Here is a 21711-nt window from a genome sequence, read left to right as displayed (position 1 = left end):
GTCGCCAGAGTTTTGTTCAGGCGCGCTGGGCGCAGGCGTCCACCGGGCCTGGACCTCGCGGCGCTGCGCCTCAGCTTCAACCCCGGACTTCGACCGTGACCTCAGTTGGTGGAGGCGACGTCGAGGAAGCTCAGCCCAGTGAGCGGGATGGGCTCGAACCCGTCGAGGGTGTCGGCGTTCCACGCGGTGGGGGTCTTTCGGTGGAAGAGCGGGTAGAGCGGCACCTCTTCGCTGAGGAGGTCAAAGGCCTGCCCCCAGGTCGCGAGCTGCTGCTCCCCGCTCTGCTGAGCAGCTTCGTCGAGCAACTGCTGGACCTGCTGCTGGGCGGGCTGCCCCTTCCAGTGCATGCGCAGGTCGGTCCAGGTGTCGGGGGTGTACCACCAGCGCATCAGCAGGTCGGCGTCGTAGCCGAAGACCGAGGGGTCACCGGGGGCGATGACGATGTCGTAGTCGTCGGGTTTGCCGTCGATGGTGTTGTAGACGTCGGCGGACTTCTTCTGGGTGAATTCCACGGCCAGACCGGCCGCCTCGAGGTTCTGCTTGATGATCGGGGTGCACTTGGCGACCCAGTCGTGGTCGGTGCACAGCAGGCGCACGCTCTTCAACCCGGTTTCGCCCAGCAGCCGGGCCGCCTCGTTACCGTCGCCGCCGTAGACGACGGATGCCTGGCGGTAGGCGGGGTGGTCCTCGGGGACGAAGCAGGTGGCCGGGGTGGCGTTGCCGAGCAGAGCGGTGGCGATGACGCCCTCGACGTCGATGGCGTGCAGGACCGCCTGGCGGTTCCGCACGTCGGCGAAGGGGGCCGAGCCGCAGTTGAACATGGCGAACAGCAGACCGAAGCCCTGCACCGATTCGACGGTGGCTTCGCGTTCGATGGAGGCGATGGAGAGGTAGGGCACGGAGTCGATGGCCTGCACCGCACCGGAGGTCAAGGCGTTGGTGCGCGTGGACTCATCGGGCAGGATGCGCCACTGCATGGCAGCGGCGAGCGCCGGGCGGGAGCCGGTGTAGGCCTCGAAGCGTTCGAAGGCGATGGTCTTCGACGCTGCGCCGTTGTCGGTCATCCTGTAGGGGCCGGTGCCGACGGGCAGGGCGTCGAAGGCCTTCGGGTCGGCGGTCACGGCGGCGCGCGGGACGATCTTCACCACGGCCAGGCGCTCGGCGACGAGGGAGAAGGGGTAGGCGAGTTTCACCGTGACGGTGGTGTCGTCCTTCGCGGTGACCGCCTGCACGAAGGGGATGAACCCGGCGTAGAGGGACTTGTTCGCCGGGTCCAGGACGCGCTCGAAGCTGAAGACGACGTCGTCGGCCGTGACGGGCGTGCCGTCGTGGAAGACGGCTCCCTCGCGCAGCGTCACCTCGTAGGTGGTGTCGTCGAGCGCGGTGGGCAGTTCCGCGGCCAGGGCGGGGTAGACCTCGCGCTCGGCGGCCGGGGAGATCTCGGTGAGACCTTCCAAGGTGTGCCAGTTGGCGGCGACCGTGAGGGCTGCGCTGGTGGTCATGGGGTCGTAGCCGTTGGTGCCGAGCTCGTAGGAGATGCCGGCGACGATGGTGCCGTTCTCGTTCACCGCCGCCGCGGTCTCCGCCTCACCAGCGCCCTCGCTGCGGTTGTTGGGGTTCTCCTCACCGGCGCAGGCAGCCAGCGAGGCGGTGAACGCGGCGGCACCGACACCACCGGTCAAGGTCATGAACTTCCGGCGCGTGGGACGGGAGGGCTTTTCGGCGGGACTGTGCGGCATTGCGACGAGTCTCCTCGAGGTAGGACATCTGATGTCTGATTTGTGATGGTAGGGAGTCACCCGGATGGCGTCAAGGCCGCCTCGAAACTGAGGAGCACCCCGCCATGTCGAGGGTTCCCCGATGTCACCGCGTCGGGTTCGGGCACCCTCGCCCTTGCGTGGGCGACACCCTGAGCGACCTCGAAGCGGTCAGCAGGCTCACCGGCGCGCGTTCCCCCAGCGCGGGACGACCGCGATCGACGGTCAGCCGCTGAGCACGCCCGGCGTGGCGTCGAAACTTTTCCCGCACCTGCGCTGCCCGCACTCGCTCCAGCCCGGAACGCCGGGCCGAGTCGCGCGCGAGCCGACGGGAATCGGGTTCGCCGGTGGGAGTTCGAGGCCGGCGACGGGTGGTCCGTCAGCGCCCGGCGGGTGCAGCGGACGACGTCCCCCGGCAGCCCTGGCGACCGAGGACGAGGAGGGGAACCATCAGAGCGGCGAGGCTCCGAGTGCGCGCACGAGCGGCTCGTAGTGGCGACGGACAGCCTCTCGGTAAGACCCCGGGTCCGCCGCCTCGACCGCCCGGAGCATCTCGCGGTGCGCGGCGGCGGTCTGCGCCAGGTCGTCGGGCAGGGCGACCTTCAGCCGGGGCACGACAGCGGTGTGCACGTCCCAGAAAGCGCCCACGAGGGGAGCGATGATCGAGTTGGTCATCCGGGCCAGCAGTGCGGTGTGGAACTGCCGGTCCTGCGCCGCGAAGCCCTCTCCCCGCCGGCTCGCCTCCTCCATCTCCTCCACCAACTGCCACAGCTCGGGGTTGGTGGTTCCCCCGACCGCTTCGGCCAGCTTCTCGGCCATGGCCAGGTCGAGGGCCTGGCGGATCTCGATGACCTCGCGCAGCGCGCGCAGGTCATCACCCGGCTGCAGGACCCCGCGGAAGACGAGCGTCTCCACCAGGGCGTCGAGCGACATCTGCCCGACGTACGTGCCGTGCCCGTGGCGGACCTCGACGATACCCAGGGTCGTCAAGGTGCGCACGGCCTCGCGGACGCTGGACCGGGAGACGCCGAGGAAGTCGCACAGCTCGGCTTCGGTGGGCAAGGGATCGCCCGGGTGCAGGTTGCGGGTGAGGATGTACTCCTTGATCTGGCTGGCCGTCTCCGAGCTTCGAGACCTGGCCGGACGGGCAGCACGGAACAGCACATGATCTTGCCTGGGAGAGCGTGCCGCGTCGATCATGTACTGGTCCCTTGCGTCTCGATCAGCGAGCGTGCCTCTACATCTGACGTCATACATCCTAGCGGGCACGGGCCCTTCCCTCGACCTGCTACAGGTGGCGTCTCGCGAGCCGCTTTCGACTGACCGGGCGAAACCCCGATCGACGGTCCAGTACTCGCGCCAACGTCACAGCCGGGCCTCAGGCGCTCCTCGGGATCCACCCTGGAGATACGGGCGTAAGCATACGCACCGAGGATCGTGCGTAGAGTCCCCTCGTGCCCCAGCCGCAGACCTCCGAACCCCGTACGCGCAACCCCCGGGGCGAGGGTTCCCGCCTGCGGGCCGACATCGTCGCCGCGGCCACGTCCCTGCTGGAGGAGGGCTCGGCCGCCTCGGTGACCCTGCGCGCGGTCGCCCGCGGTGCAGGCATCTCCGCACCATCCATCTACCGCCACTTCGACAGCGTCGACGCCATCCTGCGCGCGGTCGTGGACGAGGCCTTCGCCGAACTGGAACTCCTGCTGCGCGGGCAGGACCCCGACGCAGGCGAGGTCGACCCCCTCACGCACCTGGTCGGCGTGTGCCGGCGCTACCTCGACTTCGCCGCACGACGGCCCCAGCGGTACCGGCTGATGTTCGGCGGCGCCTGGAACGCGGCGGACGTCCCGCCCGGGAACGAGGCCGAACTCGCCGCGCGCGCCGACATCGGGCAGAACGCCTTCGCGGTCCTCGTGGAGGCCCTCCAGCGCTGCATCGACGCGGGAACCTCCGCCAGCACGGACGCCGTCGCCGACGCGGCGGCGCTGTGGGTGGGGCTGCACGGGCGCGCCGAGCTGCGCCAGACGACCTCGTTGTTCCCGTGGCCCGCCGACATCGACGCGCGGCTGATCGGCACCCTGGCCCACGTGCAGGTCAGCGGCGAGGCGGCGCGGGTCCTCGCGGGAGCCGCCGAGGCGGGGTGACCCCTCTCCCGCCGGGCGTTCCCCGCAGAGGTTTACACCCGTTTGCTTACTGGTGTAGCGTCAAGGACGTGGGTGCTCCCCGGCCCGTTCCTCGGCTCCACGCCGGGCACCGGAGCGACCCGCAGCAGCCTGAACGCGCCGCCGACGCCCGGAGCCACGGGGACGTCGACGTCCCCCGCGCCTCCACCCACCCGGGAGATGAAGAACATGACCGCTGGAGCCCACTCCCCGACGGGCCGTCGACGTTCCTGGTGGTTCCTGTGGGGACTCCTGACGCTGGGCGCGTTCGGCGTCGCAGCCGTCTTCGTCCCGCCCTACCTGGTCGGCGGCACGACCGTCCCCGGCCTGGACCGCACCACCCCCGGCTACTACACCAGCCTGGTCATCCACGCGGTACCGGCCGGTACCGCCCTGGTCATCGGTCCCCTGCAGTTCGTCCCGCAGTGGCGCCGACGGTTCCCCCGCCTGCACCGGGTCCTGGGGCGCACCTACCTGGTCGCCGTCGTCGGCGCCTCCCTGGCGGCCGTGTACGCCTCCGCGGTCACCAAGAGCGGGTTCCCGCTCCAGGTCGCCTTCTTCACCCTGATCGCCGCGTGGCTGTACACGGCGGCGATGGCGTACCGCACGATCCGCCGGGGCGAGGTGCAGCTGCACCGAATCTGGATGATCCGGAACTACTCGCTGACCTTCGCGGCCGTGACCCTGCGCGTGTACCAGCTGCCGCTGCTCGCGCTCATGGACTCCGTCGACTGGCTGACCTACCAGGACGTGTACACCGTGAGCGCCTGGATGTCCCTGCTGGGCAACGTGCTCGTCACGGAGTTCTTCATCGTCCAGCGTTCCCTCACGAGGCTCGCCGGATCGCGGCCCTCCCCCGCGGGGATCGCACGGACCCCGACGACGGCAGCGTGACGGCGGGAGTTCCCGAGGGATCGTGCGCCTCGTTCCCGCTGCCCAGCAGTGAGATCCAGGGGTCAGCGGAGTCGGCTGGCGCTCCCGTCCCCGGGGGCGCCCAGCCGGTCCGTCAGCCAGGAGTCAGCTGGTGGAGGTGGGTGAGCACGGTCCCCCCTCACGACGAGAAGCGTTCCGCCAGACCTCGGACCCGCACGGCGATGTCGTCACGGACCAGACGCATCCGCTCCACGCCCTCGATCCCGCGCCGGGACGGCTCGTCGGTCTCCCAGACCTCGACGGGGGTGCCGTCGACGGGCTCGACCTGCGCCTCGCGACCGAGCACGACGACGAGGTCGGCCGCGCGGACGAGGTCGTCGGTCAGCTGCTTCGGGCGCTCGGCGCTGATGTCCACGCCGACTTCGGCCAGGCTCTCGACCGACAGGGCGTTGAGCCCGTCACCGGCCCGGGTTCCGGCGGAGTCGACGGTGACGGCGTCCCCGGCGGCCTGACGCATGAGGCCGGCGGCCATCTGCGACTTCCCACCGTTCTTGACGCACACGAAGAGGATGCGGGGTTCGGGCACGACGATCTCCTGGGGTGACGGGTTCGGGGCGGGGCGGGTGTCAGCGGGCCGGTGGGGCCGCGGCACCCGCGACGGGGCTGCGGCGCTCGATGAGGACGGTGTCGCGCCACCGGCCGGCGAGCGGGCCGTGGGTCATGCGGGCGATGCGTTCCCGGCGTCCGACCTCGCGGAACCCGACCGCCCGGTGCAGGGCCGCGCTGGCGAGGTTCTCGGGGAACAGCGAGGCCTGGAGGGTCCAGATGCCGCCGTCCTCGGTGGAGGTGACCAGCTCGTCGAGCAGTCGTCGCCCGACGCCGCGCCCCCGGGCGCCGGGGGCGACGTAGACGGAGTGCTCGACGACGCCGGCGTAGACGGCGCGGGGTGAGGTGGGCGAGACCGCGACCCAGCCGAGCAGGGCGCCGTGCTCGTCGCGGGCGACGAACCGGTGGTCGGGGTGCCTGCCGGCGTCGAAGGCGGCCCAGGTGGCCGGGGCGTCGGCGTCGAAGGTCGCGTGGCCGGTGGCGATGCCGGCGGCGTGGACGGCGCGGACCTCGGGCCAGTCCGCTCCGGTGAGCGGGGAGACGGCGATGCCGTGCGGGCCGTGGGGAGGTGGTGTCGTCACGGCGGCGGTCAGCAGGTGGAGGCGCTGGTGCGGCCGGACGGTGCGGTGAGGACGGCCGCGACGGCGTTCATCGCCTCCGCGACGAGGGTGTAGTACGCCCACACCCCGCGCTTCTCGCGGGTGAGCAGGCCGGCGTCGACGAGGACCTTGAGGTGGTGGGAGACGGTGGGCTGGCTCAGGCCCAGCGGCTCGATGAGGTCGCAGACGCACGCTTCGCCGCCGTCGTGGGAGGCGACCAGGGACAGCAGGCGCAGGCGGGCGGGGTCCGCGAGCGCCTTCAGGGTCCGCGCGAGGGTGGTGGCGGCCTCGGCGCTGAGGGGTTCGCGGGCCAGCGGGGCGCAGCAGTCGGCGGGGTCCGCGTCGGGGCGGACGGCAGGCCGGGCAGCGTCGCGCGTCGTCGGGGTGAGCGTGGCCACGGCCCCATGGTGCCGCAGACATCGAGACCTGTCGATATTGACAGGCATCGATGTCTGCTGACAGGGTCGCATCGATGACGATCGATGGGAGGACCTGCTCGTGAGCGACGTCGTCGCGGAGGGACGCCGGGCCGGCGCCGACGCCCCGGTCCTGGCCCGGCTCTCGGTGCTGGACCGCTTCCTGCCGGTGTGGATCGTCGCGGCCATGGCCACCGGACTGCTGCTGGGCCGGCTGGTCCCCGGGCTGGACGAGGCGCTGGGCGCGGTGGAGATCGGCTCGGTCAGCGTGCCCGTCGCCGTCGGGTTGCTGCTGATGATGTACCCGGTGCTGGCGAAGGTCCGCTACTCCGAGACCGGCCGCATCGCCGCCGACCGACGCCTCATGGTCAGTTCCCTGGTGCTGAACTGGCTCGTCGGACCGGCGCTGATGTTCGCCCTGGCCTGGCTGCTGCTGCCGGACCAGCCGGAGTTCCGCACGGGCCTGGTCGTCGTCGGCCTGGCCCGCTGCATCGCCATGGTGCTGATCTGGAACGACCTGTCCTGCGGGGACCGCGAGGCCGCCGCGGTGCTGGTGGCGGTGAACTCCGTCTTCCAGATCCTGGCGTTCGCCGCCCTCGGCTGGTTCTACCTGCAGGTCCTGCCCGGCTGGCTGGGCCTGCCCACGACCAGCGCGGACTTCTCCGTCGGCGCGATCGTCGTCTCGGTCCTGGTGTTCCTGGGCGTCCCCCTGCTCGCCGGGTTCCTGACCCGCACGCTGGGCGAACGGGCCAGGGGCCGCGCCTGGTACGAGGACCGCTTCCTGCCGAGGATCGGCCCGGTCGCGCTGTACGGCCTGCTGTTCACCATCGTCCTGCTCTTCGCCCTGCAGGGGGACGCGATCACCTCCCGGCCCGGCGACGTGGCCCGCATCGCGCTGCCCCTGCTGGCCTACTTCGTCGTCATGTTCGCCGGGTCCTTCGTGCTGGGGCGGGCGATCGGCCTGGGCTACGCGAAGACGTCCACGCTGTCCTTCACCGCGACGGGCAACAACTTCGAACTCGCCATCGCGGTGGCCATCGGCACCTTCGGCGTCACGTCCGGGCAGGCCCTGGCCGGGGTCGTCGGCCCGCTGATCGAGGTGCCCGTCCTCGTCGCGCTCGTCCACGTCGCGCTGTGGGCGGGGCGGCGTTTCTTTCCCGGCGACCCCACGGTGCCCGCGAGCGCCGCCGCCTCGTCCCGCCGTTGACCTCCCTCCCCCGAAGGAGAACCGACCGTGTCCACTCCCCCCGCCGCCACCGACCGCGGTGACCTGCCGGTCGTCGTGATCGGCGCCGGGCCGGTCGGCCTGGCCGCTGCCGCGCACCTGCTGGAACGTGGCCTCGACCCGCTGGTGCTGGAGGCCGGCGACCAGGTCGGGTCCGCGGTGCGGGCCTGGTCCCACGTCCGGCTGTTCTCCCCGTGGCGGTACGACCTCGACGCCGCGGCGGTCCGACTGCTGGAGGCGACCGGCTGGACGAGCCCGGACCCGGCGGGGCTGCCCACCGGCGGTGACCTCGTCACGCGGTACCTCGCGCCGCTGGCCGCCGTCCCCGCCCTGGCACCGCGGATCCGGACCGGCCGGCGCGTCGTCGCCGTCAGCCGGGTCGGGATGGACGCGACGCACAGCCACGGCCGCAGCGACCGGCCGTTCCTCGTCCGGACCCAGGGCCCCGACGGCGCGTTCGTCGACCACCGGGCGCGCGCGGTCATCGACGCCTCCGGCACGTGGGGGCGGTCGAACCCCCTGGGTGCCGCCGGGCTGCCCACGATCGGGGAGACCGAGGCCGGCGACCACCTCAGCGGTCCCCTGCCCGACGTCCTCGGCGCGGACCGGGCACGGTTCGCCGGTCGCCGGGTCCTGGTCGTCGGGGCCGGGCACTCCGCGACGAACACGCTGCTGGACCTCGTCGCCCTGGCCGGGCAGGAACCCGGCACCGTCATCACGTGGGCCGTCCGCGGCGCCTCGGCGGCCCGCGCGTTCGGCGGCGGGGACCGTGACGGCCTCCCCGCGCGCGGCGCCCTCGGCTCCCGACTGCGCGCCGCCGTCGACGCCGGCCGGGTGGAACTGCTGACCGGGGTGACGATCACCGCCGTCGAGGCGTCCGGTGAGGCGTCCGGTGACACGTCCGGGGACGCGCTGACCGTCACCACCTCCTCCCCGGCCGGGGACCGCCGGCTGCCCGTCGACGTGGTCGTTCCCGCGACGGGTTTCCGGCCCGACCTGGCGATGCTGCGCGAAGTGCGCCTCGACCTCGCCCCGGGCGTCGAGGCCCCCCGCCGCCTCGCCCCGCTCATCGACCCCGAGTTCCACTCCTGCGGGACCGTCCCGGCGCACGGGGCGGACGTGCTGGCCCACCCCGAACCCGGTTTCTTCATCGCCGGGATGAAGTCCTACGGACGCGCGCCGACGTTCCTGCTCGCCACCGGCTACGAACAGGTGCGCTCCATCGCCGCCGCCCTGGCCGGGGACGCCGCTGCCGCCGCCGACGTGCGGCTCGACCTGCCCGAGACCGGGGTCTGCTCCTCCACTCCCCCCGCGGACACGAGCGGCGGGACCCTCGACCTCGACGGCACCGCGAGCGCCGGGTGTTGCGGTGGGCCGGTCACCGCGGAACCGGCGACCCTCGGGTTCCCCACCGGCCTGGCCCACGGGCGCGCCGGTGAACGCGCGGCGCGCCGCTGACGGTCCCGGTCCACCCGTGCGGGGCCGGGACGGCCGGGCTCGGTGGAGGCACCTCCCGCCGCGCCGCCGCCTTCAGATCGAGCGAGTCTCGCCGGCGCGGTCGCGGTACGCGGCGCGCACGTCCCCCGCCGCCGCGGCGCGCACCCGCTCGGCGAGGTCGTGCACCTGCTCGGTGTCCGCCTCGACCATCGTCTCGGGCACCTCCGCCAGGATCAGCCGCACCTGGCGTTCCACCTCCTGCAGGTGCCCCGAGTCGCGGGTGGCCGCGGCCACGTCGCGCAGCATGCGCAGCAGCGCGGCCAGCACCGTGGGCTCGCCCTGCCCGTAGCGGCGCACCTGCCCGCACACCAGGTCCAGGTAGTAGCGCAGGTCGCGGTCAGGCACGACGGCCCGCGCGGTGCCCTCCTCGTCCTCGTGCACGGTCGGCCCGAGCCACTTGCCCGTCAGCCGCACCAGCAGGTCGGCGGTGTGCCCGATGCAGTGCGCGGCCGTGACGGGGTCGTTGATGCCGGGTGAGAGGGCCTTGACGGCGATGTCGGTGAGCTGGCGGAAGCCGAAGGCGGCGTCCTGCTCGACGGTGCGTTCGTACCCGCACACGACCGCCCGGCGCACCCGCTCAGCCAGCTCCCCGTGGCCGTGCTCGTCCAGGTCCGGCGCCCACACCGTCGCCAGCGGGGTGCCGGTGACCACGTGGTCCCCGGGGCGGGTGTCGATCCAGACGAACGCACCGTGCTCGCGCGCGCCGCGCACGAGAGCGGCGACGTCCACCGTGCGCACGAACCCGCTGCCCGTGGCGGGGACCCCCGTCCCGGCGGCCCAGTCCGGGTCCGACCTGTCCGGGCGGCGCGGCTCCGGTTCCCCCAGGGAGGGGTAGAAGGTGTCGATCGCCCTCGCCGCCTCGTCGTGGACGCTCAGCATCATCGTGTCCACCCGCAGCAGCCGGGTGAGGTGGCTGATGAACCCCAGCACCGCCGCCATCGAGGCGATGCCCAGCACGAACGCCACCAGCAGCGCCGCCGCCGGTGGGGGCCGGTCCGGGCGCAGCCCGCGCAGCACCGTCAGGGAGAAGGCGAACGTGGCGATCAGGACCGCCAGGACGGCCTTGGTCCAGGGGTCGCGCATGAAGTCGCGCAACAGGCGCGGGGAGAACTGCTGCGACGCCAGCTGCAGGGCCACGACGGTGAGGGAGAAGGTCAGCGTGATGACGCTGATGGAGGCGGCCGCGATCGCCTGCAGCATCGTGGAGGCCGCGTCGTTCCCACCGGGCCAGGCCAGCCGGGACACCGTGGAACTCTCCTCCGGGCGCACCTGGGCCAGGACCAGGGCCGCCGCCAGAGCCACCGCGCCGGCCACGCCGGGCCACAGCCAGACCACCGCCTGGGACCGCTCGACGTGCCGGGTGCTGCTGGTTCTCCTGCCCACGTCTCTCCCCTACCCGGGGAGGGACGGAAGATCCCCCGCACCTGCCACCTGATCGTGCAGCGGATCCGCCGTCGGTCTCGGGCGCACCCCAGGTGCTGCGGCGGGCGGCGTGCAGGTCCCGGTGGACGGGACCGCGTTGCTGAGGGGCTGGCGCGCTCACCACAGAGGGTGCCGTCAGCCGCTGCGGCACCGGGAAGGTGCCTCTGAGGACGCATTAACGCAGGTCAGGGAGTGTGGCCCCCCAGTGGCTTGAACACTGAACCCGCGGATTAAAGGAGCGGGAGGGCCGTCCGCCGGGGTCCGCGGAGGGCGGCTAACCTGCGATGACGGTGCGTCGGCGTGCGGGTGAGGCGGGGCGGCTGCCGTCGTGTTGCCGTCGCAGTTGCCGTCAGCGAGGACCTGTGACGATCACCGACACAGGCGAAAGCCATCACTCGATGGCCACGTCCACTGCTTGCCGGCTCTTCGTGCCGAAGCTTCGCAGGTACGTCCACAGCGACTCGCCTTCCTTATTGCCGCCTCCAGCTCCATCCGTGAGTCCCTGGTCGTCCGAGTCCGTTGTCACTCCGATGGACACTTGCCGGTGCGTCAACGACCGCAGCTTGAGATGCTCTCCAGTACGTGCGGTGGGGCCCGCATCGGCGCTGTTCCCGGCCTGAGACTGACCGTCACGTACCGCTCAGAGCTTTGCTGAGCCCCCTACCGGCATGCCCCGGTGGGTCATCCGCTCGAGCAGCCTCACACAGGGCCCACACCTACGACCGACACGATGGATGTGTTAGACAGTTAACCAGTTTGCGAGACCCGCCGACGGAAGCGAATCATGCCCAATCATCGACACCTGATTGATCAGGTCGCCCGCTTGACAGAGATTGCCACCGACTCTCCGCACCTGGCGCATCAAGAAAGCAAGACAGCATCCCTGGCACATCAAAAACAGATGGTCGGCGGTATTCCTGAGAGTGAGCTGACTACTCTTGGGAAGGGGATAGCCGTGGCAGCCAATTTGGATCCCAGCAAAGAAGTGTTCGTCCGCCAAGGGCCAGGGAGCAGGGGAACCTGGCCCTTGGCGACACTAGCGCACCGAGTCCTGGCGCGAGCACGCGTCGACGGCCCCGAGAAGGCGCTGGAAGACTTCATCGAAGCCCTGGCCGTAAATCGCACAGAAGTAATGCAAGTAGCTCCTATCTGGGGTCTTCGCTTCAAAGATGTCATTCAAATCGATCAGGATCTTTTTCTCTACCCGTGGGGGAAACTGCCGCGCTCATCGGTGAGTGAAACCGTCGACAATTGGCATCAAAAGGTAAGGCCTAGTGCGGCGATCGTGCGCAAGATATCTATCGGCCCAGTAGTGTCCCAAGATGAGAGTTTTGGAGGACGCAACAGGACGCCCGATAGGACGCCTATAGAATCTGCCGTCCTGTGCTGCACTCTGGTGACCGACAAGGCAGTTGCCATCGTGGCCGAGTGGTATCAAGGTGGAGAGGATGACCTCTTGGTGCCCGACGTGATAGGGGGGTACAGCTTCCCCGCCATGGTTCATGACCATCAATTTGAAGTGACGGATGATCCAGTAGAAGAGCAAGCAATTCAGCCGCTCATCAAGGGATACTTCAACTTGAAAGGAAAGGCCAACAAGCGCGCCTCGATCGCCCTGAGGAGGGTGAATGAGTCGAAGTCGCGAACCTTAACAGAAGATGTTGCTCTCGATCTCGGGATTGCCCTGGAGGCACTCCTCTTCCCCCAGCAAGAGGGGGAAATCTCTTACAAGCTGCGTATGCGAGGCGCTTTTCTTGCCTCAAACGATCCTACCCGCAGAAAAGAAGTATATAACCTTCTAAACTCATTTTACGGATTGCGCAGCAAGTCAGCCCATGGCGATCTTATTGAACAATCCGACGCATCCGACAAGCTCCGCCTCACTCGGGACCTTGTGATTGAACTGACCAAAAAAGTGATCCTGCACGGGTCGTTTCCCGACGAAAGCTACACCGATGCGTTTCTTGGGGTGAAACCGCTCGATATTTCCTCATAGTCACCCAGACGCCCTACGTCCTTCTGTCCCCAGAAACCTGAAGAGGACGCCGCGACCAGAGAGGATGCAGCGAAGAGCACCGATCAATTCGACTCAGGTGAAGCGAACAGACCAGACGTGAAAAATCCATTCATCCTCTACCTTCTTTAAGACGAACTCAATTTCTGCGGGAAACCAGGAAAATTCAGATCAGTCTGACTCCAGAGAGTCCTGCACATCGTTCCACCACTGAACTTCAATACGCGCGTCGACGTAAACTGAGGCCACAGCCTGGGCGATGAGTCCATCAGGCGCAACGTCCACGCTCTGCACCGACAAGACCTCACGGACTTGCTCAATAGTGGCCTGAGCAGGGGCAATTGGGTGAAAAGAATAACCGAACGTTTCGCGCAGACCCGACACATCGAACCCAGCTGTCAAGATTGTCACGCCTAGTCCGTCAGCACTTGGACTTCCAGGGAGGTCGCGCAGAACCTCGGTGATCTCCTCGACCTAAAGCTCAGGCGCGGCGACCATGCCATACAGTGCCGTCTGCAGAGCAACCCAGGCACCAATGATGGTCAGGTTCGTTCCATTAAAATGTTCACACGCATCTCTACCGGAGCTCCAAAGAGCGACTCGATCAAGGTCGCCGCCGGCGGCCGCTTCGACGAGACGGAAGGACGCCGAGTCTGATGCTCCCGTCTTGACCGCACCCTTGGTTCTATCGCTCTTAGTGCGCCCCGCCTTCAACCCCAGCACCTGGTCCCGGATCGCACTGATCGCCGCCTCCGGAAATGCTTACAGGTGAAGAATGTTAGCGCCAGCTTTTAAGAGTTTTCCCTCGAAAATTGCGACCACTTCTTCGACGTCCTGAAGAAACGTAGGCAGCTCGGGGACGACTTGGGATAGCAGCTCCGTCACTGCGACCTGTCGCATAGCCGTCTTGACCTGAGACCAGGCTGAGACCGTGCGAGCGTGTGCATGTTCAGCCCATTCCCAAAGCACGGGCTCAGGGACCCAGACCTCCATATCGTCGCACCCTTTAGCGCGCACTAGTTCAAAAGTTCACGGATACGTTCAAGATCAAGTTGACCATGTGGCATGGCGTTTGCATCGACAGCTATAGCCAACATCGCTTCAGGCAACACCGGTACCGACATGCTTAGACTCTATTGGCTTACGAGCCCCATCCCGCAACAATGCAAAAAGCCAAGGGCGTAAGCCATCGGCAATCCCGGTCCGTCCGCGAGCATCTCACAGTGGCCTGGGCAAACGTGCGCGTGGGCGCCGATGGTGGTCATTGAGGCGGTGCGCAGATGCGCGGTGGCTGGGTTAGCTGCACCCAAATCGTGCGCGCATCTGTGCAGCGCAGCCGGGGTCCAGGGGCGGGAGCCCCTGGTACTACTTGGCCGGTGGGCGTCTTTTCTCTCCGGAGGTTGTGGCGGCAACACGTCACAATGCTGCTAGGCGCAGCGCGCGAGCCGCGCAAGCACGGCCGTCAGGCCGCGCGCAGGGTGGTGAGCAATGCTGCGTCCAGCGGCGGGCGGGCTTCGCCCGCCGCCTTGACGGAGTAGAGAAAGTTCTCACAGCAGTGCTGCGGGGCGCTCAGTAGGACTCGAGCCAGATGCGCTCCTCGAAGGCGCCACGCTCAGCGCGCTTGTGTTGAGCTGCTTGAGCAATGGTGCCGAGGTCGACACCCAGCCGGTCGGCTAGAGCCGCGAGGACCTCGTAGACGTCGGCGGCTTCGGCGAGGAGCTCGCCGGAGCTGCTGGCGTTGCGGAGCTCCTGCGCCTCCTCGACGAGCTTGTCGCGTAAGGCGGTGTCGTACTCAGCCTCGTCGAGCACACGAGTGACAGGTTCGGCGCCTCGGGCGCGGATGAGCTCGGGGATGCGGTCGCGGACGAGCTTGCCCACTGGCCTCTCACTTCCTGGCGTGTCGGTCCTGCTTGGCATGCTGGGTGGGTGGAGTTCTATCGGAGTGAGCCGACAGCGCAGTCGTCATGGCGTCTAGCGGTGCTGATGGGCGCCAATTCGCGCACCTACAAGTTCGCCCTCGGTGAGGCGCTGCTGCAGGCCGCCGGTGAGGGACGCGACGACCTCACCGTGGCGGAGCTGGCCGCCCCGTACGCGATGGCACTGGTGCGTCGGGCTCAGCGCTACCCGCAAGTCTCGGCCAAGCAGGAGCTCGCGGCCTCGGACTTCCTCAGCATCGCCGTCGAGGAAGCCGAGGCGAGCCTGGCGGCCGGGCAGCCCACGCAGCGGCTGCTCGAAGCTGCGGTCACGTCGATGCCGGCGATGGTCATGCAGAAGTTCCACAACCTGCGCGACAACGGGTCGGCGAGCAGCACCGTGGGGCACACCTTCTACGAGGTGCGCGGGCGCGGCAAGGACCGTCGGGTGCACCTGACGCCGGAGCTGCGCCAGGTCGCCGCCGGCGCCGCGGTGCTGAGCGACGAACTGGACGCCCGCTGGTCCATCGTGGAGACCTCCTTCGACGCCGGTATTGGCACGTCCTTGCTGCGCAGTGGTGTGGTGCTGTCCGCGGACGGGGAGGCGCTGCAGGCACCGATCATCCGCCGCGCGCACGTGGCCTCCGCGCGGCATGCGCTCGTGGGCTTTCAACACGGCCGTTGCTTCTACTGCCACCAGACGCTGACCACTCTGAAGCGTGACGTCCACGTGGACCACGTCTTCCCGTACTCGTGGATGAGGACCGGGTCCTGGCGTGGGCCGGACCTCAACGCGGTGTGGAACCTCGTCGTGGCGTGCGCGGGGTGCAACCTGGCCAAGAGCAACCGTCGTCCCACCGAGACGGAGGTGCAGGCTCTCGACGCCCGCAACGAAGCGATCATGGCTTCGCCGCACCCGCTCAAGAGGAGCCTGCAGCTCACCATGCGCGCTCCTGGCCGTGCGGAGGCCAAGACCGCCGAGCAGCGCAGGTCCTTCCTGCGTGACGTGGTGCACCTGACGACCGAGGGGCACGCCGGCACAGCCTGGGCCGTGACCTCCTGAGATCGGTGACATCAACGCGGCAGAACCGGCAATGACCGAGCCAGCTCCCTCTGCCGAGCTCGCGCCTGACTCAGCTGGGCGTAGAAGCTGCCGTGGGCGTTCTGCAAGAGGTTGAGCGGCAGGTCCACGCCCTCGATGAGCTTCGTCTCCGTCAGCCACGGTCGTGGGTCTTCGACCCAACAGACCCGGGCGTGTGCGGCCATCCACTCGTTGAGCACCGCCTCGCCGTCGCTGAACGTCAGCCGGTTGCCGGTGCTGCCGACGCGGCGCAGACCGATGCCGAGCTCGTCGGCCAGGAGGACGCCGAGCGTCAACCGCAGCGTGGAGCCGTAGGCGTTGCCGCGGTAGTGGTACCGCACCCGGCTACGCAACGTCTGCTTGCTCACCGGGCCGCCGTTGGCGGGTGGCCGCTTGGGTGAGATGCCGACGTACAGCAGCGCCATCCCATCGACCTGGTGGCACCCGTCGACCGGCACGACGGATGGGGCGGTGTCGAAGTACCAGGCGTACACACCGTTCGCCGCCGGGACAGGGGTAGGACGTGCGAGCACCTCCGCCCGCGTCCAGAGCCGGTCGGGGCTGAGGAGACTGGCGCTCATCCCAGCATCGTGGCCGATGCTGTGGTTCCCGTGCTCGCTGACCGGGACTGACGACGTCGTGCCTCAAGATCCGCTGACGCCCTGCTCACCCAGCGCCCTGGCTCTCGGCTCACCTCGTCGATCTCCATCCCCTTCGTCGGACGAAGTGGACTCTTCCGACGTCAGTGGACGAGGAGCCTGACGACCAGCGCATCGAGCATCGACGTCTCGACGTGCCGCTGGACGGCGTTCTCACGGGGCGCCGTTCTCTCGGAACGAGACGGCGGGACTCCTGGTCGAAGCCGGAGGACGTAGACCCACGTTGCCGTCGCGTGCTGCCGTCGAGTCAGACCAGCGGTGCCGTGGAGCCGGCGTCGGTGCAGGTCAGGGAGGTGGGCCCCCAGGGGATCGAACCCTGAACCCGCGGATTAAAAGTCCGCTGCTCTGCCGATTGAGCTAGAGGCCCCGGACCCGGAGGTCCGGCGTCATCATCGCAGACGCCCCTGGCCCCCTCCACTCCCCCTCAGCGGGCCCGGGTGCTCCCCCGCACGACGAGCCGGGGCGCGACGACGACCTCGCGGCGCGCCTCGCCGGTGCCTTCGACGCGGGCTTCGGCCTGCTCGACGGCGTGCCGGGCGAGGGCGGCGGCGTCCTGGCCGACGGTCGTGAGCGACACGGTGGGCAGGGCGGCGACGGAGCTGTCGTCGAAGCCGACGACGGACACGTCGCCGGGGACGGCGAGGCCGCGGGCGCGGAGGGTGTGCATGAGGGCGGCGGCGGTCTCGTCGTTGAAGGCGAGGACGGCGTCGGGCGGGTCGGTGGCGAGGGCGTCGGCGGCGGTGTCGCCGGTGACCAGCTCGGGGTGCAGGCCGGCGGCGGTGACGGCGGCGCGGTAGCCGGCGCGGCGTTCGGCGGCGCCGGGGGCGCGGCCGCCGTGCAGGTGCACGATGCGGCGGTGGCCGAGGCCGGCGAGGTGGTCGACGGCGGTGCGGGCGGCGGCGTCGTCGTCGGTGCGGACGACGGCGACGGTGCTGCTGCGGACGGCGCGGGCGAGGACGACGACGGGGACGCGGGCGGCGAGGTCGGTGAGGTCGGCGGTGGGCAGGGCGGGGCCGAGCAGGAGGAGGGCTTCGGCGCGCTGGTCGAGCAGGGCGCGGACGGCCCGGGCCTCGTCGCGGGTGCGGCCGCGGGGTTCGAGGGCGATCCGCCAGGGGCCGGCGCCGACGGTGGCGTACAGCGCTTCGAGCAGGTCGCCGTGGAACGGCTCGTGCAGGCCGTGGACGACGCCGAGGGTGCGGCTGCGGCCGGAGCCGAGGAGCCGGGCCCGCTGGTCGGGGTGGTAGTCGAGCTCGGCGGCGGCGCGCAGGACGCGTTCGCGGTTGGCGGGGCTGGCTCCGGGGACGCCGCGCATCACGATGGACACGAGGGCGCGGGACACCCCGGCCCGGGCGGCCACGTCGGCCATCGTCACCTGCTCCACGCGCCCCTCCCCGGGTCCGCGCTCACCCTAACGGGCCGCTTGACGGGACGCCGCGACCACGCGAGCCTAGAGCGGTCTAGCCCTAGAGCGCTCTAGGGACACCCACGGAGAGGCGATCGCATGTCCGCAGTCCAGCCCGTCGGAGTCGGCCTCATCGGCGCCGGCCGCATCGGCAGTTCGCACGCCCACCTCCTCGCCACCCGCGTCCCCGGCGCCCGCCTCGCCGCCGTCGCCGACCCCCGCCCGGGCGCGGCGGACGCCCTGGCCTCCCCGCTCGGCGCGACCGGGTACGCCGAGGTCGCGGACCTGCTCGCCGACCCGGGCGTCGACGCCGTCGTCGTCACCGCCACCACCGAGGCCCACGCCGACCTCGTCGAGCAGGCCGCCCGCGCCGGCAAGGGCGTGTTCTGCGAGAAACCCGCCGGGCTGTCCCTGGCCGAGGTCGACCGCGGCATCGCCGCCACCGCCGCCGCGGGCGTCGCGTTCCAGGTCGGTTTCAACCGCCGCTTCGCCCCCGAGTTCGCCGCCGCCCGCGCCGCCGTCGAGGACGGCCGCGTCGGCACCCCGTACCTGCTGCGGTCCCTGACCCGCGACCCCGGCCTGCCCGACTACGGCCGGGTCCCGGCCTGGGCGGTCTTCCTGCTCACCCTGATCCACGACTTCGACACGCTGCTGTGGCTGAACCCCGGCGCCGAACCGGTCTCGGTGTACGCCGTCGCCGACGCGCTCGTCGCGCCGGAGTTCAAGGACGCCGGCCTGCTCGACACGGCCGTCGTCACCGTCCGCTTCGACAACGGCGCCCTCGCCACCGCCGAGGCGAACTTCTCCGCCAGCTACGGCTACGACGTGCGCGGGGAGGTGTTCGGCTCCGCGGGCCGCCTCGAGATCGGCGGGCAGCCGCGCCACGCCCTCGCCGTCTCCGATGCCGGCGGCCGCCACACCGACACCCCCCGCGGCGACGTCGAGCTGTTCGGCGACGCCTACGCCGGTGAGCTCGCGGAGTTCGCCGCCGCCGTGCGCGAGGGCCGGGAACCGGCCGTCACGGGCCACGACGCGCGCCGGGCGCTGTCGATCGCGTTGTCCTGCATCGCCTCCGTCCGCTCCGGCGGGCCGGTCGATCCCCGGGTGGCCGCCGCGACCGTCGACGGGCGCGTCCGGTGAACCTGTCCGTGTGCGCCGAGACGGTGTTCCTCGACCTCCCCCTCGCCGAGCGCGTCGCGGTCCTGCACGCCGCCGGTTTCGGCGTGGAGATCTGGGACTGGTGGACGAAGGACCTCGACGAGCTGGCCGCCACCGGCGCGACGTTCACGTCGATGACCGGGTACGTCGAGGGCGAGCTCGTCGACCCCGACGGCGCCGACCGCCTCCTCGCCAGCGCCGAACGGTCGATCGCGGCGTCCCGCGCCCTGGGGCGCCCGGTGCTGAACCTGCACGGCACCGGCCTGGACGACCGGGGGCTGCCGGTGCGGCCGGTGGAGGTGGTGACGGGCCCGATGTGGCTGGCCGCCGAGCGGACGCTGCGCCGGGTCGCGGAACTGGGTGAGCGGCACGACGTGGTGTTCGTGCTGGAGAACCTGAACCGGGCGGTGGACCACCCGGGGACGCCGTTCGCGGCGGCGGCGGACGTGCGGGCGCTGGTCGCGGCGGTCGACAGCCCACACCTGCGGGTGAACCTGGACCTGTACCACGCCCAGATCGGGGAGGGGAACCTGATCGAGCTGATCGGTGCGTGCGCGCCGTGGCTGGGTGAGGTGCAGGTGGCCGACGTCCCGGGGCGGTGCGAGCCGGGCACCGGCGAGCTGAACCACCCGGCGCTCGCGGCGGCGCTGCACGCGGTCGGGTACCGCGGCGTGGTCGCCCTGGAGGCGTTCGCGTCCGGGGACAGCCGCGCGGCGGTCGAGGCGTTCCGGGCGGCCTGGACGGTCTGACCCCGCACGGGTGGCCGGGGAAACCCCTGGCGCCCGGCCGCGGAGTGCACCAGGGTGGTGCGGCGTGGACGACCACGAGCGGACCCGGCGGGCGTGGGCGCAGGCGGCCGGGAAGTACGTCCGCGAGCACGAGCAGTTCCTGGCCCAGGCCCGCACCGCCGAGCTGTTCGCCGTGGAGCGGCGGATCCTCGCCCCGGTCCTCACGGCCGGCCCCGACGTCCTGCACCCGATGAGCGGCAACGGCGTCGACGACGTCGCGCTGGTGCGGGCGGGCGCGGCGACGGTGCTCGGGCTGGACTACGACGAGCGGGCCGTCGCGTGGGCGCAGCGCCGCGCCGACGAGCTCGGCCACCCGGTGCGGTACGTCCGCGCCGACGTCCCGCCGTTCCCGGTGCCGGACGACGCCTTCGACCTGGTCTACACCGGCAAGGGGGCGCTGGTGTGGGTGGCCGACCTGGGCGCGTGGGCGGCGGAGGTGGCGCGCGTGCTGCGCCCGGGCGGGCACCTGTTCGTCCACGAGTCGCACCCGATGGTGCCGCTGTACTCCTGGGACGAGGACACCCCCCGCATCCGCCCCGACCGCGACTACTTCGCCGCCTCGCACGTCAACGACTCCTTCCCCGGTTTCGGCGCCGTCGAGCGGCAGCACACGTTCGCCGGGATCGTGACGGCCGTCCTGGGCGCCGGCCTGGGCGTCGAGGTCCTCGAAGAGCACCCCGAGCCGTTCTGGCGGATGGGCGACGTGGACGCCGCGGCCTGGCGGGGCCGGTTGCCGAACTCCTTCAGCCTGCTGGCCCGGCTCAGCGGGTGAGGCGTTCCTGCAGCAGCAGGGCGGCCGCCCCGACGGCCGGGGCGGTCGCGGCGGCCGACGACACGGTCACGGTCACCGCGCGCCCCCACACGCGCGAGCGCGCCGACCCCACTCGGTCGGTGATCGCCGCGCCGTAGATCGCGGGGGCGGCGGCGAAGCCGGGCCCGGTCAGGACGAGCAGGTCGAGGTCGAGCAGGTTCACGAGGTTCTCGGCGGCGACGGCGACGTACCGGGCCGAGTGGTCCAGCAGCGCCCGGCAGCCGGCGCCGCCCGACCGCGCGGCGCGGGCGATCGCCGCGAAGTCGGTCGTCAGGGCCCGGCGGGAGGACTCCCGCAGGGAAGCCTCGGCCCGGGCCCGGGGGTCCTGCAGCGCGCGGCGGACGACGGCCTCGGGCCCGGCGACGACCTCCAGGCAGCCGGCCGAACCGCACCGGCAGGCCGGGCCGTCGACGTCGACGCAGACGTGACCGAACTCCCCGGCCATCCCCCGCGCGCCGCGCAGGGCGACCCCGTCCAGGACGATCCCGGCCCCGATCCCGGCGCCGCAGTACAGCGCCGCGAACGAGCGGGAGGCGTCGACGCGGGCCACCCAGTACTCCCCGACGGCGGCGGCGGTCGCGTCGTTCTCGACGAGCACGGGCCAGCCGGTCGCCCCGCTCAGCGCGCGGCGCAGCTCCTCCCCGTCCACCGGTGCGCCCTCGGCGGTCCCGGACCCGCCGCCGGTGCGCCGCAGCAGCCCGCCGTCGGGGCCGCCCCAGACCAACCCGATGCCCAGGCACGTCTCGCGGGAGCTCCCGCTGCCGCCCAGCAGCCGGTCGACGTCCGCGGCGAGCCGGGTCGCGAGGTCGGCGGCGTCGGCGGTGGGCGCGACGCGGCGGGTCAGCCGGGCCAGGATGCCGCCGGTCTGGCTGGTCAGGACGTAGGTGACGGTGGTGGTGGCCAGGTCGATGCCCACGGCGGTGCGGCCGCCGGGGTCGAGCTGGAGCAGGGTCCGCGGCTTGCCGCCGGTGGGGGCGCGGCCGACCTCGGCCACGACCCCCTCGGACAGCAGCCGCTTCACGGTGGTCGAGACCGACGCCTCGGTCAGGCCCGTCAGGGCGGCGAGCTCGACGCGGCTGACGGGCCCGGAGGCGCGCAGGGCGTCGAGCAGCCGCTCGCGCGCGCCACCGCGGGCGGGGCGGCGCACCACCCCGGGGTCGTCGACGGACGTCATCACCGCTCCTCGCCACGTGCCGGCGGTCCGGCTGCCCGCCGACTCTAGTGCGCCCCGGCGGCGGGAACCGCACCCTTGACGAGACTTCATCAACTTAATTAAGTTGCTCACAGACGGACCGAGTTCCACCCGCCCACCGATGGGGGTGCCCGCGGGG

General features: G+C 71.0%; 20 protein-coding genes and 1 tRNA gene. 9 read left to right on the top strand and 12 right to left on the bottom strand.

Going from position 1 to position 21711, the window contains the following annotated elements; all coding sequences use genetic code 11:
• Positions 1-101 precede the first annotated feature (101 nt).
• A complete protein-coding gene (locus ACRYM6_RS11285) occupies positions 102-1688 on the bottom strand; it encodes an ABC transporter substrate-binding protein (protein ID WP_432542967.1) in 1587 nt (528 codons plus the stop codon).
• A 519-nt stretch (positions 1689-2207) separates the two neighbouring features.
• Entirely contained in the window at positions 2208-2957 is a 750-nt protein-coding gene (locus ACRYM6_RS11280) for a FadR/GntR family transcriptional regulator (RefSeq protein WP_432542966.1), read from the bottom strand.
• A gap of 254 nt (positions 2958-3211) precedes the next feature.
• On the opposite strand from ACRYM6_RS11280, the gene ACRYM6_RS11275 reads away from it, so the two are divergent.
• Together ACRYM6_RS11275 and ACRYM6_RS11270 are read left to right on the top strand one after the other, a co-directional pair.
• Positions 3212-3898, top strand: a complete 687-nt coding sequence (locus ACRYM6_RS11275; RefSeq protein ID WP_432542965.1) for a TetR/AcrR family transcriptional regulator — start codon at positions 3212-3214, stop codon at positions 3896-3898.
• A gap of 207 nt (positions 3899-4105) precedes the next feature.
• Positions 4106-4810, top strand: coding sequence for a DUF2306 domain-containing protein (locus tag ACRYM6_RS11270; RefSeq protein ID WP_432542964.1), 705 nt, complete (start codon positions 4106-4108; stop codon positions 4808-4810).
• 157 nt (positions 4811-4967) lie between these two features.
• Here ACRYM6_RS11270 and ACRYM6_RS11265 read toward each other — a convergent pair whose 3' ends face one another.
• From ACRYM6_RS11265 to ACRYM6_RS11255, 3 genes are read right to left on the bottom strand one after another with little or no spacing between them, the layout of a single operon-like run.
• A complete protein-coding gene (locus ACRYM6_RS11265; protein WP_432542963.1) occupies positions 4968-5375 on the bottom strand; it encodes an arsenate-mycothiol transferase ArsC in 408 nt (135 codons plus the stop codon).
• Positions 5376-5415: 40 nt separating this feature from the next.
• Positions 5416-5976: a GNAT family N-acetyltransferase gene (locus ACRYM6_RS11260; RefSeq protein WP_432542962.1), complete on the bottom strand. Its 561-nt coding sequence runs from the start codon at positions 5974-5976 to the stop codon at positions 5416-5418.
• Positions 5977-5984: 8 nt separating this feature from the next.
• The gene (locus ACRYM6_RS11255) at positions 5985-6392 is read right to left on the bottom strand and encodes an ArsR/SmtB family transcription factor (protein WP_432542961.1); all 408 of its coding nucleotides are present in this window, start codon (positions 6390-6392) and stop codon (positions 5985-5987) included.
• 100 nt (positions 6393-6492) lie between these two features.
• Between ACRYM6_RS11255 and arsB the strand changes: the two genes are divergently transcribed.
• A complete protein-coding gene (gene arsB, locus ACRYM6_RS11250; RefSeq protein WP_432542960.1) occupies positions 6493-7617 on the top strand; it encodes an ACR3 family arsenite efflux transporter in 1125 nt (374 codons plus the stop codon).
• A gap of 27 nt (positions 7618-7644) precedes the next feature.
• The gene (locus ACRYM6_RS11245) at positions 7645-9093 is read left to right on the top strand and encodes an FAD-dependent oxidoreductase (protein WP_432542959.1); all 1449 of its coding nucleotides are present in this window, start codon (positions 7645-7647) and stop codon (positions 9091-9093) included.
• A gap of 72 nt (positions 9094-9165) precedes the next feature.
• On the opposite strand, the gene ACRYM6_RS11240 is transcribed toward ACRYM6_RS11245, so the two are convergent.
• Positions 9166-10515 carry a DUF2254 domain-containing protein gene (locus ACRYM6_RS11240; protein WP_432542958.1) on the bottom strand — a complete coding sequence of 450 codons (1350 nt, stop codon included), beginning with the start codon at positions 10513-10515 and terminating at the stop codon, positions 9166-9168.
• A gap of 823 nt (positions 10516-11338) precedes the next feature.
• Between ACRYM6_RS11240 and ACRYM6_RS11235 the strand changes: the two genes are divergently transcribed.
• Positions 11339-12550: a hypothetical protein gene (locus tag ACRYM6_RS11235; RefSeq protein ID WP_432542957.1), complete on the top strand. Its 1212-nt coding sequence runs from the start codon at positions 11339-11341 to the stop codon at positions 12548-12550.
• A 189-nt stretch (positions 12551-12739) separates the two neighbouring features.
• Here ACRYM6_RS11235 and ACRYM6_RS11230 read toward each other — a convergent pair whose 3' ends face one another.
• Both ACRYM6_RS11230 and ACRYM6_RS11225 read right to left on the bottom strand, forming a co-directional pair.
• Complete coding sequence (locus ACRYM6_RS11230; protein WP_432542956.1) at positions 12740-12979, bottom strand: hypothetical protein; 240 nt, start codon at positions 12977-12979, stop codon at positions 12740-12742.
• 1158 nt (positions 12980-14137) lie between these two features.
• The gene (locus ACRYM6_RS11225) at positions 14138-14446 is read right to left on the bottom strand and encodes a pyrophosphohydrolase domain-containing protein (RefSeq protein WP_432542955.1); all 309 of its coding nucleotides are present in this window, start codon (positions 14444-14446) and stop codon (positions 14138-14140) included.
• A gap of 48 nt (positions 14447-14494) precedes the next feature.
• On the opposite strand from ACRYM6_RS11225, the gene ACRYM6_RS11220 reads away from it, so the two are divergent.
• Entirely contained in the window at positions 14495-15544 is a 1050-nt protein-coding gene (locus ACRYM6_RS11220) for an HNH endonuclease (RefSeq protein WP_432542954.1), read from the top strand.
• An 11-nt stretch (positions 15545-15555) separates the two neighbouring features.
• On the opposite strand, the gene ACRYM6_RS11215 is transcribed toward ACRYM6_RS11220, so the two are convergent.
• From ACRYM6_RS11215 to ACRYM6_RS11205, 3 genes are all read right to left on the bottom strand, one after another.
• Positions 15556-16143 (bottom strand): GIY-YIG nuclease family protein, encoded by a 588-nt coding sequence (locus ACRYM6_RS11215; RefSeq protein WP_432542953.1) that lies wholly within the window; start codon positions 16141-16143, stop codon positions 15556-15558.
• Positions 16144-16515: 372 nt separating this feature from the next.
• Positions 16516-16588, bottom strand: a tRNA-Lys gene (locus tag ACRYM6_RS11210).
• Between the two features lie 57 nt (positions 16589-16645).
• The gene (locus ACRYM6_RS11205; RefSeq protein WP_432542952.1) at positions 16646-17602 is read right to left on the bottom strand and encodes a LacI family DNA-binding transcriptional regulator; all 957 of its coding nucleotides are present in this window, start codon (positions 17600-17602) and stop codon (positions 16646-16648) included.
• Between the two features lie 120 nt (positions 17603-17722).
• On the opposite strand from ACRYM6_RS11205, the gene ACRYM6_RS11200 reads away from it, so the two are divergent.
• The 3 genes from ACRYM6_RS11200 (at position 17723) to ACRYM6_RS11190 (ending at position 20341) form a co-directional block, all read left to right on the top strand.
• Positions 17723-18763, top strand: a complete 1041-nt coding sequence (locus ACRYM6_RS11200; protein WP_432542951.1) for a Gfo/Idh/MocA family oxidoreductase — start codon at positions 17723-17725, stop codon at positions 18761-18763.
• Positions 18760-19530: a TIM barrel protein gene (locus ACRYM6_RS11195; protein ID WP_432542950.1), complete on the top strand. Its 771-nt coding sequence runs from the start codon at positions 18760-18762 to the stop codon at positions 19528-19530. Before ACRYM6_RS11200 ends, ACRYM6_RS11195 begins: the two co-directional genes overlap by 4 nt.
• Before the next feature lie 64 nt (positions 19531-19594).
• Positions 19595-20341 (top strand): class I SAM-dependent methyltransferase, encoded by a 747-nt coding sequence (locus tag ACRYM6_RS11190; protein WP_432542949.1) that lies wholly within the window; start codon positions 19595-19597, stop codon positions 20339-20341.
• On the opposite strand, the gene ACRYM6_RS11185 is transcribed toward ACRYM6_RS11190, so the two are convergent.
• Positions 20331-21554, bottom strand: coding sequence for an ROK family transcriptional regulator (locus ACRYM6_RS11185; RefSeq protein ID WP_432542948.1), 1224 nt, complete (start codon positions 21552-21554; stop codon positions 20331-20333). The two genes, ACRYM6_RS11190 and ACRYM6_RS11185, sit on opposite strands and share 11 nt — an antisense overlap.
• Positions 21555-21711: the final 157 nt, after the last annotated feature.

This window comes from Kineococcus rugosus, assembly GCF_050871975.1.
In the GTDB taxonomy this organism is placed as follows: Bacteria; Actinomycetota; Actinomycetes; order Actinomycetales; family Kineococcaceae; genus Kineococcus.
This window is presented reverse-complemented; position numbering and strand designations above follow the sequence as displayed.